The following is a 12,504-nucleotide window of genomic DNA, read 5'->3' on the forward strand; positions in this document are numbered from 1 at the left end:
GTTCTTTACAAATAATTTTAACTTTTTCGTTGCTTTTCTTATACTCGACTAAAGAGTACTCGTATCGCCCATTATGCTTTGCTGTTGCTTCCTTTATAAACTGCTCAGTTGATTTCAGCTTGTGCGTGAATGATTTCAATCTAGCGCATTCAGGGCAACCGGCTCCTTGAAGGTGATTGGATGGCGCTTGCTTGAATCCGCCGTGTTCAGGACACGTTATTATTACGTTCTTTTTATTGCCATTATAAATTACGTTCTCATAACCATATAAGAAGTTATGCACCTTGTTAGCTTTATTGATGAAATCGTCTGCCGTTCCAAGCAAATTCGTCTTAATCTTATCAATTCCGCACACAGGGCATCCCTGTCCTTTCATGTGATTGGCGGGTGATTGTAGGAACTCGCCATGAATAGCGCAAATTATAGGCACATTTTTCTTATTCCCATTATAAGAAACGAGCGAATAATCATACTTATCGCTATGAATAGCCGTTGCTTTTTCAATAAAGGATTCAAGCGTATAGCTTTGTTTTTTAGCACGGCATTCATAAGAGCATAAATTACATCCTCTGCCCGAAAGATGAGAATAGGCTTTCTGTGTAAATTCACCATGCACAGCGCATATTATCTTGATTGGATCATGCGCTTTTGTATAGATGGTTTTTGAGTAATCATATCTATTTCCGTGCGCAGCAATAGCCTTGGCGATAAATTGATCGTGCGGCAATATTTGAAATTTACTCATGAGATTTTTTAAATTCATCAAACATAATCTCAATTAACCGAGTGATCGGCATGTCCATCTTAACCGCAAGCAGTTTTATTTTCTTGTAGGTTTCAATTTTTATCCTGACGGATTTGTAATTTTTGTTGCTATCTTCTAGGTTCATTTTTATTCCGTATTCATCAAAACACTCAACTTCATACTTGCCGCGCTCGGTAAGGTGGTCTAATTCGCTTATATAGCCTGTGATTACTATATTTCTTGGCTCATTTAATAACTTTTGTTCTTTCATCGATGCCTCCGGTTTGCTTATGTGTAATATAACACAGGGATAACTGTAATACAACTACAATTAACGATTATCAAGCTTATAAACAATCAAATCCTATGCTATAATAAATTTTTACCCGGAGATAAAAATGCAAACAAAAACAAGTTCAGTCTACAATAGCTCGAATGGGTTAGCTATAGAAATGTTGATGCGTGATGATGGAGACATATCAATCAAAATTGATAAAGCAGAATTTGCGAAATTACGCGGATTGCCAACAACTGAGTTTTATAGAGGTAATCGATTAAACGATACGGAAACGGCATTGCACGACTTGTCGCAATCTATATACGATTTTTACACAAATCGACATTGTGAAGCCGAATTTGCGCCTGACATCACTTGACGAGACAACATGAGACAAGAAATCGACGATCCGCGCAAATGGCGCGTGAGCATGAGCGGATTTAGCATCAAAACCGGATGGAGCGATGAGAAAAGATAATTGCCTCTTACCCTGACAAAGCGCAGCCGCTGGACGCTGAGAAATACGAGGAATGGCTAGAGAATGCCGAGCATATCTGCCAATTGCACAATGCAACGCTGACGCCTAACGCCGTGTTAAGCGGCAAGACGCCACACCACTGAACTTTAACCGCATATGGATATAGTCCGTCCTGTATTTGTACGCAAGCCTGCAAGCCTTGGTATTCGTGGCTTGCAGGAAAATGTCCGTCCAATCCATCATGGACGAATGCGACATATCCACTTTACTTTACACTCAATCTGTGCTATCCTATATATTATATAGGTGCAATGCCTGTTTTCCCGTTGTTGATTTAACATTCGCTGAATCCGCAACACTTGTCCTTAAGTGGATGTCTATCGTCGAGATGACGAAAGGAATACTATCATGTCTAAACATCATTTATCACACGCCAGCCAATTGTATTTTGGCGATGCATATAACGCCAAAGCCTTTGCCGCTAACGAAAGACCCGGCGCACCGTTCAATCCGCTCACTAAAGTCTCTTTAGGCTCACCTGCCGTATTTGACGCTGACGGCCTTGTTAAAGCCGCAACCAGTACAGAGATGCCTAACGCATCGACAAAAACCTATACCACCGCTACTGCCGGCACAACTCCGTTAGACAGCGCAATTGCCGCTCCAAGCACTGTATTCCTGAACGGCGCTAATCGTCTTGTATGGGTACTTGACGTACCGCGTAATATCACCACGATCAACGCAGACGCAGGCACAACCGCAGCATTGACAATCACTGTCACTGGTTATGACTATTACGGCCAACCCATGACCGAAACCATTACCTCGGCAGCTACAGCTACCAGCATTGTTGCAGACGGCAAAAAAGCTTTCAAATACATCTACTCTATTGCCATTACCTCAGCCGCAGACGCAACCGCAAACACCTTGAACATGGGTTGGGGCGACGTACTGGGACTGCCTTATGCGCTTCCTGCAAAATCTGACTTCCTGACTAACGGCTGCTATTTCAATGAAACACTGCAAGCCACAGCGCCAACTGTTGTAGCGGCTGTAACAACTACGGCTTCAGCCACTACCGGCGATGTGCGTGGAACTATTGATTTAAACTCGGCTACTGACGGTTCTGCTGTCTCTGTCTGGTATCGCACTGATCCAGCTTCCACGGATACCCTGTTCGGCGTAACTCAGGCGTAAGCCCATGAAACCATCATCAAAGACGTACACCATAACGGGTACTGATGCTGATGGTATCTGCCTATCGCAGACGCCATTAGCCGCAGGCGCTTTAACCATTGCCGGGGCGCTGAGTTCCGGCGGCGCAGGCTCAATTCCAACGGCGCAGCATGTCACGGTAACGTGCGCAGGGTCAGACGCCGCGCGATCCTTCGTGGTCACAGGCACCGATGACGCGGGGAATGCGCAGACAGAAACGCTTGCCGGTTCTGCAACCAGCACCACAACCAGCGCCAAGAACTTCAAGACCGTCTCATCCGTAGTCGTCGATGCCGCAACAGCCGGAGCGGTCACGGTCGGCTGGGTAGCTACCCTTGAAACGCCGTGGATTCCGTTAAATCGTTATAAAACCCCGTTCAGTTATTCCTATCAGGCCGATATTGGCGCAGCCACTTATTTGCTTGAGGGCACGCTTGATAATGTTCAGGACTCGTCCATCACGCCGTTAGCCTTTACCCTGGTGGCTTCCGGGACGGTGGATATAGCGGGCGGTTTAACCGTTCCGGCAGAAGCTGTCCGGCTGAAAGTCACGGCATGGACATCCGGCACCATAGTATTCAAAATAATGCAGGCCGGATAATTATGTTGGCGAGCAGTCTGATTACGACGATTCGTGAAGATTATCTGAACGACGCGACCGCCGAATATCTGTGGAGCGACGCCAACTTATTAAGAAAACTGACGGAAGCGGAAAGGCAGTCGTGCAATCGGGCAGACCTTATCTATGACGATTCGACAACGGCCTATACGCGCATAACCTTGGTTAATGGGCAAGCCAGTTACAACATCGACCCCATAGTGACAGTCGTTGAAAATATCATCTTTGACAATAACTACGTTATCAAGAAAGCCAAAGAGGATATGGACGCCATATCGGCTACATGGCGCACTGATTCCGGCATGGCGGGCAAGACTGTCTATGCCGTCATATCAGGCCGCAAACTGCGGATTTCGCCTGTTCCCGACGCTACAGACGCGGGCGGTTACGTTTATCTTGAAACCTACCGTCTCCCTGCCGATGCGATCACATCAACCAGCCAGGAGCCTGAGATACCGGAAGAAAATCATCGCGACCTGATCTACTGGATGCTGCACGAGTGCTATAAAAAGCAGGATGCGGATACGTTCAATCAGGAAAAATCCGATTACTATTTGGCGCGATTCAACCAGATATTCGGAGAGCCGGTATCGGCAAAAGTGCGTCAGCATCAATTTGAAAGTCCGCGATCCTTGATTCTTGGTCCGGCATCCTACACTAAAACAATATCTACGGGCGTAGACGATGATAACTGGTAATCAGGATCACCCTCACAAGAGGTTGCCGTCATGACTAACCCAGATGAGCGCCGCTCAGACATGGAAACTCGACTTGTAGTCCGCATTGCAATTCTGGAGTCAAAGCAAGAAGAAGCCCTGCGAATCCGGCTGCATCATGAGACGGAATTGACCAAGCTGGCGCAGAAGGACTCGGAAATGCTGGCTGCGCTTAACTCCATCAGCAGCAAGTTCGACGCCCTGTTGAAGCAGATAGCCACCGGCTTTAAAGTGCTGTGCGCCAGCGTCGGCGTGATTGTTACCGCCATCGGCGCGTTCTGGACGTACTCGCTAAACCTGGATCAGAAATTTGCGCCCAAGCTTGAGCAAGTTAGTCAAGACGTGCGCGCCAGCGAAGATCACATAAAGCAGCAAAAAGAGCGCGTCGCGGATATTGTCTCCGATGTTGAAGTTATTAAACGCAAGAAGTCTGTGAGAGCGTCAAAATGACTGAAATCAAGCGGTTAGAGACTCTGCTGTACGTGCTGCACCAGAACCGCATTTCCCAACATGCCGATCCCTACTTTTCCGATCAAGAGCGTCTGGAGATATTGGAACTCATTCACCATTATGAAGTGGAATTGGAAGAAGCCAAGCTGCTGGCAGGGTTAGCTCGACCACTGAAATCACTTTAACAATTTGACGGCGATTATTGATGGCTGAATATTCCCCCAACATCCTGACCTACGATATTACCGCCTATCTGGGCGACACCCTGAATCTTGCCGTGACCTGGAAAGATGCCGATTCCGTGCCCCTTAATTTTACCGGCTGCACAGGGCTTGCGCAAATCAAACTGGCGAAAGCCGATGCTGATGCGGTAGGCTCCTTTACCGTAGTGCTTGGCAGCTCCACTAATAATATCGCCTTTTCCTTAAGCGCGGCGCAAGTTCTGGCGCTGGGTGTGGGCAAATGGTTTTACGATCTGCAAGTCACCTTCGCGGACGGCAGCAAGCGCACCTTTATCACCGGACGGCTGAAAACCATACAGGACGTGACGAGACCTTAATATGGAATTGGTCGAAACCCCGTCGCCGCAGATAGAACAGGTTGACCTGCCGGGCGACATTGTAGTAGTCGATAGCCCGGCGCTGGAAGTGCTGGATGCGGCCAGACCTGAACTGGCTGTGCTGGATGAATCCGGCGGCCTGATACTGATCGACACGCCCAGTCTTGAGTTTGCCGAACTTGGCGTTCAAGGCCCTCCTGGGATTCAAGGGATTCCAGGCCCGTCAGGCGGGGTTGCGCTGCAATTGACCGCAGGCGTGGCGCTGGGCGGCAACCGGCTGATTACCGGAGCGGCGCAGTATGCTGATTCCAGCGATGCCGCCACCGCCGGACGCGCCATCGGCATTACTGCTGGAGCCGCAAGCGCAGGCGCTTTAGTTGATGTCGTCGTGGCGGGCGAACTGGACGGCTTTGGCGGCCTTACTATCAATTCCCCTGTTTACGCAAGCGTTAATGGCACCTTTACCCAAACCGAACCCGTGACCGGATACAGCCAGCAAGTCGGCATTGCGGTATCCGCATCAAAACTGATGGTGCGGCTGTTCCCCCCCATAATTTTAGGATAGCACAATGGCAGTCAATAAATACTTAACCAACAATGCGGGCGTCATCACCGAAATCATCGCGCCCACGACCTCGGCAGGAGCGGGTGATACCGGCAAGATTGTCGCGCTGAATGCGTCAGGGGTGCTGGACAGCACGATTGTCAACAGCAAAACCAGCTCGTCCGGGGCAGGCGATACCGGCAAACTGGTGGCGCTGGACGCCGCAGGACGGATTGATGCAACCATGATGCCAGTCGGTGTTAGCGCGGATACCGCATCAATTACCACTTCCGAGGCTATTGCCGCAGGCGATTTCGTCAATATTTGGGATAGCACTGGAGCCAAGGCAAGAAAGGCTGATGCGACGACAAACAAACCCGCTCACGGCTTTTGCCTGGCCGGAGCCGGGAGCGGGGCTGCGCTGACGGTTTATTTCGAGGGCACCAACACCAGCGTCACCGGGCAAACTCCAGGTTCGGTGTTTCTATCTACGACGGCAGGACTGGCAACCAGCACGGCTCCCTCTGGTTCGGGTAATATCGTGCAGCCTATCGGCTTTGCCATATCCGCGACAGCGATTAACTTCCAGTCCTTAACGCAGGTAGTGCTTGCATGACCGTACGCAGACCGCTGGTTAATGATGCCGGGACGATCAAGGAATTGCCTGTGGGCGACTCCATGCCCTCTAACTACTTATCAGTTCTTAACCGCCTTGGCTCTCAAGTGCTGATTAGCCTTGCATTAGGCTACCTGCCAGTGTTAAACCGCAGCGGGGCGACCATTCAGGTGCCCGTGTCGTGACCGCCCGTTATCCCTTAGTATTAAACGGTACGGCCATACAGGAATTGCAGGTAGGTGATACCGTCACTGGCATTGCAAAAGCCGATGTCGGCCTGGGCAGCGTCGATAATACCGCCGATACTGCAAAACCTGTGTCCACGGCGCAACAGACGGCGCTGGATCTGAAAGCTAACTTAGCCAGTCCTGCCTTTACCGGCAATCCTACAGCACCTACAGCCGCGCAATTTGACAATGACGCCAGCATAGCAACCACGGCCTATGCCATGCAGATAGGGCTAAATGCAGGTGGCACTATAGCTTATACAGCAACTGCTACACTAACCGCCGCAGATGTTGGTAAGGCAATAGTTTACTTTTCAGCCAGTGCAGGCACCCTAACATTGCCCGGCGTTTCAGCATTGCCTGTCGGCGCAATAATAGCCATATCGAATATAAACGCCGGAGCTTGCACTGTTTTAAGAGCAGGCGCTTCCGTTCTTCTCGCGTTTGGGCAGAATACAACCTCTATTGTATTGCAGTTAGGCGATTCGATAATTTTACACTCAAATGGCACCAACTGGGTGCAGATTGCAGGAAATAACGGTATTGGCGCAGGCCAAACATGGCAGGATGTGACGGCTTCGAGAGCAGCATCAACTACTTATACCAATAGCACAGGCAAGCCAATTGCCGTCAGTGTTTCCATGATCTCATCAACACCAACAGTAATACGTTACACAATTGGAGCATTAACATTCGCGGGTTCGGCATCCAGCGCAACCGGCGGCGATAATATCAATAGTGCATTTTTTATCGTTCCTAACGGTGCAACTTATTCAGCCTATAATAATGTAGGATCTTCAGGTCTATTATCCTGGTTCGAACTCAGATGAAATATTATATTGATACTATCACGCAAGAAATTTCCGCCTATGAGTCCGACGGTTCACAGGATGAGTACATCAAGCCCGGCCTAGCGCCTATCAGCGTCGCTGACCTGGCTGCGTTAAGAGCGCCTACTGTTGAGCAGCGCATAGCTGAATACACGGCGGCGCTACAGGCCCATCTGGATAGCACCGCGCAGGCGCATGGCTATGACACGATCTACACGGCGGCATTGCGCGCAGGCTTCACCGGGCCGTTCCAAGCGGAGGGCGTAGCCTTTGCCCAATGGATGGACGCCTGCTGGTCTAATGCGCTAACGCAATTGGCTAACTATCAGGCCAACCCGCAAACCATCCCCACTCTTGAGGCCATTATTGCGCAATTGCCGGAATTGGTGCTGCCGTGAATACATTTATTTTTATTTATATTTTAGCATGGCTCTATGCCAGTTTTGTCGAGCCGGAAATGCAATTTCGCAAAAGCCAACGGAGACAGTCTTGAGCACAGCAACCTATGAAACCGCGCAACAGCGCAAAGACCGGCTTGACAGAAATGTGCCAGGCTACTTGAGCGAGCGCGATATTAATCGCATCATCAATGCGCTGATGGATGACGGTTTTATTGAAAAACTGGCGGCGGCGATAGGCAGTAAACTGTCGATGTGAAATTTCGTTGCGAAGCCATATTTACCTCGTTCCATTTATCCGCCTACGCTGACCACATCCATCCGGCGCGAGGCGAGCCGTACCTGTTTCATGCTTTAGTGGTTCCGGTTGAAGGCGGCGGCTGTTTTTTGTACGGTTTGGACAAGACCTTGACACGGGCTGATTATCTGAGTCTGTTTGCTGAATTGAAGGCGATGCACTTTATCGAGGCCAAGTGGCATTCGAACGGCATCGTGCGCTGCATATCGCTAAAAGACCCGCTGGTGTTGGAAAAATAAGCCGTGATTGCTAAAATTGTCATTTTATGTTATGATGATTAGTGTAGGTAGGTTAATTCATTATCCCTTCTCTCTCAGTTTCGCAGGTACGCTGTCCTACACAGACCTGCCTCGAATCCATTATCCCACGCATAAAGCGTGTGACCCCATACTCAGGTTGATAAGAAACCCATGTCTACACATGACTTCACTACGCCGGTTGATGTTTATCGACATCTCGTCAATGGCGGCACCATCCAGAATAACTTCCCCGGCAATGAAGTCACTGTGCGCGTGGTTGACAACCAGTTTTGTTGTTTAAATGCACAGCAGGCATGGGTTAAATATCCTGTAATTATCGGCAATGTGTTGAGCTGGAGCATTGTCGATGAGAGTTGATTCAGGAAAGAGCATCTTCAATAGTCCATCCTCTGATAAGTCTCTTATAGAATACGTCATGGGCTACATTAGCCATTTTAGCCCATTCTCTAGCGGTAAGCTCTACGCCATCATGTTTATACAATATGTCGCATCTATTGGTTCGGCTAGTCTTGTGCTGTATTGGCGTAGTCAATATTTTTTCTATAGACCATCCTCGATCAATTCTATTGAATATGCGCATTCGATCAATTCCGAGTTTTTCAGCCCATTGAGTTACATTAAGAGATTCTCTGTTAAATTCAAGAATAATATTGTTTCTTTTATTGTTAGCTTGCTCTTTTACTGTAGACCACCTACAATTCTCTGCACTATATCCAAGCATATTATCTTTTCTATCAATGCTGTGGTTAATGCTTGGTCTTGCGCCCATGTCTGCAAAGAAATTTTCAAAAGAATTTCTCCATCTATCACAAATCATGATACCTCTACCACCATAATAAATATAATTGGTAGATTTCTCAGTAAGGCATCGTTTCTTTATCCCTCGCCAAATGCTATATTCAGAAGTATTACTCATGTTGTGCGTCATTTGTACTTTGGCAAGCTTCTTATCTCTAAAGCATCCGCACGAAATAATACTGCCGCTGACAATGTTCTTAAGAATAGCAATGTGTTCTTTGCCACAATCACAAATACATACAACTCTTCTGGATCGATAGCCGCTTGGACAAATATGATCGGTAGTCTCACTAATAATAGTAAGCATTCCGTATTTTGTTCCCGGATTTATAGGGGAGCGTTTTTGGGGCATTTCAGTTCCTTATCAAGGTATCTTATTGGGTGTGGCAAGCAAGTGATAAATTTGCTGTTTGGTGATCAGCCTAGCCACATAACGAATTATAGCATGGTTGTGGCATAATGATTATCAGTAATTTCAGAGGCATTTTCAATGTTTCTCCCCCCCGATCCATCCCCAATAATGCGCTGACTGCCGCTACGGATATCGACATCGATGACGCGGGCATCCTCACGCGGCGCAACGGCTTTGCTATCGCCAAGGCCATCTCTTCTGTCACCTCCGCCTATTCGACGCTGGATCAATCCGGCTATGTCGTTGCATCCGGCACTCTTTCCCGCGTTCTCCCCGATTTAAGCCTGATTGCGCTAGGCGCTTCCACGGCCACATCTTTTACAGATTTTGCCGGTGTACTCTTCACAAATGACGGACTGAAAGTCGAAGATAACACCGTCACCAACATCAAACTGCCATCTCCCTCATCTCCGCCGGTGCTGTCCGCCATCCTCGGAACAATGCCAGCGGGTACATACAGTGCTGCTTACTGCTATCGTTCCGCCACCGGCCTTGAGAGCGGTTCTTCCCCTATTGCCAGCATCGAGCTTACCGTAAACGGCGGCATTACCATTGCGCCGATCACGCCGCCAGCCGGGTACACGGTCACTACCTATATGACCGATGCAGGAGGAACAACATTCTACTCTTCTAATGGTGTTCAATTAAGTCCTACGCAAATATTAGCAGATTCGTTTCCTGACGATATAAATAAGCTGGTCTATTTTGAAAATAGACTATATGTAAGTAGGAACTTATCTAATGGATCGACAATAGTATGGCGTAGCGCTCCATATCTTTATCATTTGTACGATATGCAAAAGGATTACGTGGTAATACCGGGTGAAATTCGTGATATGGCGACTACTAATGGAGCGATCATTATTTGCACTGATTCCTGCATATATGCGTATGATGGAGATGTATTAACAACATTGGCAATGTATGGAGTGCCAGCCGGAAGATCAATAGCAAGACTGCCTGATGGTGGCGTTTTAATCCACACGCTTAGAGGGACATGTTCAGCCCTTCCATTTATAAATATTACAGAAAAAAAGTTCTCTGCGGCACCGGGTATTCAGTGTAGTACAGCAATTGTGGAGCAGGATGGAATTAAGAAGATGGTTATACTTACTGATGGATCAGGAGTAGCTTGGAACAAGAGATCATAATATGAAAATATGTAAGAAGTGTTGCAATGAGTTTGAAGGTAGATATTGCGGCACATGCAACAGAGACAGAGCTAATGCTTATTACAAAGAAAACAAGGAGAAAGTAATAGCTTATCAAAATCTGTATAACGAAAATAACAAAGAAATTGTTGCAGCAAGAAAGAAAAGATATTATGAGGAAAATAAGGAGATGTTGTTGGAGCAAAAAAAAGGATATCGAGAAATAAATAGAGATAAAATATCATCTCATAAAAAGAGATATGCTAAAGAAAACAAAGAATCAATTTCATTGAGAACTAAATTATGGTGTGTTAGCAATAAAGAGTCTCTCGCCATAAAAAAGAAAAATTACGCCATAGAAAACAGGGCAAATAGAAAGGCGTATAGGGATGCAAACAAAGAACAAATATCTCTAAAAGAGAAAGAGTATAGGATACTTAATAAACATAAATATGTTGCTCATGCGGTTATGCGTAATGTGAAAAAATTACAAGCTACTACGGCATGGGCTAATTTATTTTTCATTGAAGAGATTTATTCACTGGCTAAATTAAGGACAGAATTAACAGGTGTAAAATGGGAGGTAGATCATCGAGTCCCCTTGCGTTCAAAGCTTGTATGTGGGTTACATTGCGAAGCTAACTTGCAAGTAATCACGGCAGCAGAAAACCTGTCAAAAGGCAACCGTTACTGGCCGGACATGCCATAAATTCAAGCAGTAAAAATTAACCGCGCATTTGCGAGACTAACCGCGTCGTGATGACGCAATAATCACTAAAGGTGAAATTCATGATTAAATACAGCACTGGCCTGATCACCAAGCTATTTGGCGAAAACGGCGTAGACACGGGCGCAAACGGCTTGCGCGGACTAATGAAAGACGGCTGTATTCGCGTCTACTCAGGCGCACAGCCCGCCGACGCCGACTCCGCTGTTACCGGCACCCTGCTAGGCAGCATCACTACAGCAGGGGGCGCGTTCGTTGAAGGTGCAGCCACCAATGGACTTGAACTCGGCGCTCCATCCGGGCGCACCGTATCCAAAGCATCTAATGTCTGGACCTTTACCGGGGTTGCAGCGGGCACCATGGGTTGGTTTCGCTTCCAGGCCAATGCCGCAGACGATGATTCATCCAGCACTACACTTGTACGTATTGACGGTTCAATCGGAATTACATCCGGCGACATGCGCGTGACTTCGGTGACGAGCGCGGTGGCCTCGACCGCGACTGTGGACACTTTTGTGATTACCGCCGCCTAAGTGCTAAAATGATAAACGCGCAGATAGATTATCGAGATCGAAAACCAGTACCTAGCTGGCCTCTGCGTGCTTCTTTACTAGGTTTTGCCGTAGGAAGCAGAATGTTATCTCAAGAACAGTTAAAATCCATTATGCACTACGACCCCGATACGGGTCTGTTTACTTGGTTAATTTCCCCTAAGTTTGGTGTTAAGGTTGGGGATGAAGTAGGCACCCACTTAGAAGGTTATAGGGTTACGAGATTTAAAGGAACTCCTTACAAATTACATAGGTTAGCGTGGCTATATGTGTATGGAGAAATGCCCGATGTATTTATAGATCACATAAACGGAATTAGGGATGATAACCGGATCGTGAATATCCGGCTTGCCACACATACACAAAATCTACGTAATTCTGGGAATCGGAAAAACAACACCCTCGGCTTCAAGGGAGTCTGTTTCGATAAACGCAGTAAAAAATATGGTGCGTACCTACAAGTCAATGGTAAGCAAAAGTGGCTAGGCACCTTTTGTACCGTGCAAGAAGCTGCTTCTACAAGAAGTGAGGCAGCAAAACAGCACCACGGCGAATTTTACTACGGGTAGGTGATATTATTTCTACAATCATAATGGGCGACATCGCAGAGGGCAGCAAGTGGTGGAGCGCCGC

General features: G+C 47.4%; 21 protein-coding genes. 18 read left to right on the forward strand and 3 right to left on the reverse strand.

Features of this window, described 5'->3' with window-relative positions; all coding sequences use genetic code 11:
* Window positions 1–745, reverse strand: a 745-nt coding sequence (locus tag PHW53_04935; protein ID MDD4995776.1) for a hypothetical protein, incomplete at its 3' end; no start/stop codon positions are given.
* Window positions 738–1,016, reverse strand: a complete 279-nt coding sequence (locus PHW53_04940) for a hypothetical protein (protein ID MDD4995777.1) — start codon at window positions 1,014–1,016, stop codon at window positions 738–740. The genes PHW53_04935 and PHW53_04940, both read right to left, overlap by 8 nt.
* A 127-nt stretch (window positions 1,017–1,143) precedes the next feature.
* Here PHW53_04940 and PHW53_04945 point away from each other — a divergent pair, with 127 nt between their 5' ends.
* The 14 genes from PHW53_04945 (at window position 1,144) to PHW53_05010 (ending at window position 8,589) form a co-directional block, all read left to right on the forward strand.
* Window positions 1,144–1,401: a hypothetical protein gene (locus tag PHW53_04945; GenBank protein ID MDD4995778.1), complete on the forward strand. Its 258-nt coding sequence runs from the start codon at window positions 1,144–1,146 to the stop codon at window positions 1,399–1,401.
* A gap of 507 nt (window positions 1,402–1,908) precedes the next feature.
* On the forward strand, window positions 1,909–2,697 hold the full coding sequence (locus PHW53_04950; GenBank protein MDD4995779.1) for a hypothetical protein: 789 nt from the start codon (window positions 1,909–1,911) through the stop codon (window positions 2,695–2,697).
* Between the two features lie 4 nt (window positions 2,698–2,701).
* On the forward strand, window positions 2,702–3,316 hold the full coding sequence (locus PHW53_04955; GenBank protein MDD4995780.1) for a hypothetical protein: 615 nt from the start codon (window positions 2,702–2,704) through the stop codon (window positions 3,314–3,316).
* A gap of 2 nt (window positions 3,317–3,318) precedes the next feature.
* A complete protein-coding gene (locus PHW53_04960; GenBank protein MDD4995781.1) occupies window positions 3,319–4,032 on the forward strand; it encodes a hypothetical protein in 714 nt (237 codons plus the stop codon).
* Between the two features lie 30 nt (window positions 4,033–4,062).
* Window positions 4,063–4,500 (forward strand): hypothetical protein, encoded by a 438-nt coding sequence (locus PHW53_04965; protein MDD4995782.1) that lies wholly within the window; start codon window positions 4,063–4,065, stop codon window positions 4,498–4,500.
* Complete coding sequence (locus PHW53_04970) at window positions 4,497–4,685, forward strand: hypothetical protein (protein ID MDD4995783.1); 189 nt, start codon at window positions 4,497–4,499, stop codon at window positions 4,683–4,685. Before PHW53_04965 ends, PHW53_04970 begins: the two co-directional genes overlap by 4 nt.
* 20 nt (window positions 4,686–4,705) lie before the next feature.
* Window positions 4,706–5,059, forward strand: coding sequence for a hypothetical protein (locus PHW53_04975; protein MDD4995784.1), 354 nt, complete (start codon window positions 4,706–4,708; stop codon window positions 5,057–5,059).
* Between the two features lies 1 nt (window position 5,060).
* Window positions 5,061–5,624, forward strand: coding sequence for a hypothetical protein (locus tag PHW53_04980; protein MDD4995785.1), 564 nt, complete (start codon window positions 5,061–5,063; stop codon window positions 5,622–5,624).
* A 4-nt stretch (window positions 5,625–5,628) separates the two neighbouring features.
* On the forward strand, window positions 5,629–6,219 hold the full coding sequence (locus PHW53_04985) for a hypothetical protein (GenBank protein ID MDD4995786.1): 591 nt from the start codon (window positions 5,629–5,631) through the stop codon (window positions 6,217–6,219).
* Window positions 6,220–6,400: 181 nt separating this feature from the next.
* The gene (locus PHW53_04990) at window positions 6,401–7,276 is read left to right on the forward strand and encodes a hypothetical protein (protein ID MDD4995787.1); all 876 of its coding nucleotides are present in this window, start codon (window positions 6,401–6,403) and stop codon (window positions 7,274–7,276) included.
* Entirely contained in the window at window positions 7,273–7,674 is a 402-nt protein-coding gene (locus PHW53_04995; protein ID MDD4995788.1) for a hypothetical protein, read from the forward strand. Before PHW53_04990 ends, PHW53_04995 begins: the two co-directional genes overlap by 4 nt.
* A 91-nt stretch (window positions 7,675–7,765) precedes the next feature.
* Window positions 7,766–7,933 (forward strand): hypothetical protein, encoded by a 168-nt coding sequence (locus PHW53_05000; GenBank protein MDD4995789.1) that lies wholly within the window; start codon window positions 7,766–7,768, stop codon window positions 7,931–7,933.
* Entirely contained in the window at window positions 7,930–8,211 is a 282-nt protein-coding gene (locus PHW53_05005; GenBank protein ID MDD4995790.1) for a hypothetical protein, read from the forward strand. The genes PHW53_05000 and PHW53_05005 overlap by 4 nt, the downstream gene beginning before the upstream one ends.
* A 171-nt stretch (window positions 8,212–8,382) precedes the next feature.
* On the forward strand, window positions 8,383–8,589 hold the full coding sequence (locus PHW53_05010) for a hypothetical protein (GenBank protein ID MDD4995791.1): 207 nt from the start codon (window positions 8,383–8,385) through the stop codon (window positions 8,587–8,589).
* 1 nt (window position 8,590) lies between these two features.
* Here PHW53_05010 and PHW53_05015 read toward each other — a convergent pair whose 3' ends face one another.
* Complete coding sequence (locus PHW53_05015) at window positions 8,591–9,382, reverse strand: hypothetical protein (GenBank protein MDD4995792.1); 792 nt, start codon at window positions 9,380–9,382, stop codon at window positions 8,591–8,593.
* A gap of 107 nt (window positions 9,383–9,489) precedes the next feature.
* Here PHW53_05015 and PHW53_05020 point away from each other — a divergent pair, with 107 nt between their 5' ends.
* The 4 genes from PHW53_05020 to PHW53_05035 all read left to right on the forward strand — a co-directional run bounded on the left by PHW53_05020 (window position 9,490) and on the right by PHW53_05035 (window position 12,440).
* Window positions 9,490–10,593 (forward strand): hypothetical protein, encoded by a 1,104-nt coding sequence (locus tag PHW53_05020; GenBank protein ID MDD4995793.1) that lies wholly within the window; start codon window positions 9,490–9,492, stop codon window positions 10,591–10,593.
* Window position 10,594: 1 nt separating this feature from the next.
* A complete protein-coding gene (locus tag PHW53_05025; GenBank protein ID MDD4995794.1) occupies window positions 10,595–11,302 on the forward strand; it encodes a hypothetical protein in 708 nt (235 codons plus the stop codon).
* An 80-nt stretch (window positions 11,303–11,382) separates the two neighbouring features.
* On the forward strand, window positions 11,383–11,853 hold the full coding sequence (locus tag PHW53_05030; GenBank protein MDD4995795.1) for a hypothetical protein: 471 nt from the start codon (window positions 11,383–11,385) through the stop codon (window positions 11,851–11,853).
* A gap of 8 nt (window positions 11,854–11,861) precedes the next feature.
* Window positions 11,862–12,440, forward strand: a complete 579-nt coding sequence (locus PHW53_05035) for an HNH endonuclease signature motif containing protein (GenBank protein MDD4995796.1) — start codon at window positions 11,862–11,864, stop codon at window positions 12,438–12,440.
* The last annotated feature ends 64 nt before the right edge of the window (window positions 12,441–12,504 follow it).

The organism is Patescibacteria group bacterium (assembly GCA_028710985.1).
Lineage (GTDB): Bacteria > Patescibacteriota > Patescibacteriia > JAHJFT01 > JAHJFT01 > JAQTTB01.

Bases quoted from the DNA above. Each gene is read 5' to 3' on its own strand.
- PHW53_05015 (MDD4995792.1), bottom strand. From the start codon at position 9,382: ATGCCCCAAAAACGCTCCCCTATAAATCCGGGAACAAAATACGGAATG.
- PHW53_04940 (MDD4995777.1), bottom strand. From the start codon at position 1,016: ATGAAAGAACAAAAGTTATTAAATGAGCCAAGAAATATAGTAATCACA.
- PHW53_04955 (MDD4995780.1), top strand. From the start codon at position 2,702: ATGAAACCATCATCAAAGACGTACACCATAACGGGTACTGATGCTGAT.
- PHW53_04960 (MDD4995781.1), top strand. From the start codon at position 3,319: ATGTTGGCGAGCAGTCTGATTACGACGATTCGTGAAGATTATCTGAAC.
- PHW53_05030 (MDD4995795.1), top strand. From the start codon at position 11,383: ATGATTAAATACAGCACTGGCCTGATCACCAAGCTATTTGGCGAAAAC.
- PHW53_04965 (MDD4995782.1), top strand. From the start codon at position 4,063: ATGACTAACCCAGATGAGCGCCGCTCAGACATGGAAACTCGACTTGTA.
- PHW53_04945 (MDD4995778.1), top strand. From the start codon at position 1,144: ATGCAAACAAAAACAAGTTCAGTCTACAATAGCTCGAATGGGTTAGCT.
- PHW53_05035 (MDD4995796.1), top strand. From the start codon at position 11,862: ATGATAAACGCGCAGATAGATTATCGAGATCGAAAACCAGTACCTAGC.
- PHW53_04980 (MDD4995785.1), top strand. From the start codon at position 5,061: ATGGAATTGGTCGAAACCCCGTCGCCGCAGATAGAACAGGTTGACCTG.
- PHW53_05025 (MDD4995794.1), top strand. From the start codon at position 10,595: ATGAAAATATGTAAGAAGTGTTGCAATGAGTTTGAAGGTAGATATTGC.
- PHW53_04995 (MDD4995788.1), top strand. From the start codon at position 7,273: ATGAAATATTATATTGATACTATCACGCAAGAAATTTCCGCCTATGAG.
- PHW53_04975 (MDD4995784.1), top strand. From the start codon at position 4,706: ATGGCTGAATATTCCCCCAACATCCTGACCTACGATATTACCGCCTAT.
- PHW53_05010 (MDD4995791.1), top strand. From the start codon at position 8,383: ATGTCTACACATGACTTCACTACGCCGGTTGATGTTTATCGACATCTC.
- PHW53_05020 (MDD4995793.1), top strand. From the start codon at position 9,490: ATGATTATCAGTAATTTCAGAGGCATTTTCAATGTTTCTCCCCCCCGA.
- PHW53_04985 (MDD4995786.1), top strand. From the start codon at position 5,629: ATGGCAGTCAATAAATACTTAACCAACAATGCGGGCGTCATCACCGAA.
- PHW53_04970 (MDD4995783.1), top strand. From the start codon at position 4,497: ATGACTGAAATCAAGCGGTTAGAGACTCTGCTGTACGTGCTGCACCAG.
- PHW53_04950 (MDD4995779.1), top strand. From the start codon at position 1,909: ATGTCTAAACATCATTTATCACACGCCAGCCAATTGTATTTTGGCGAT.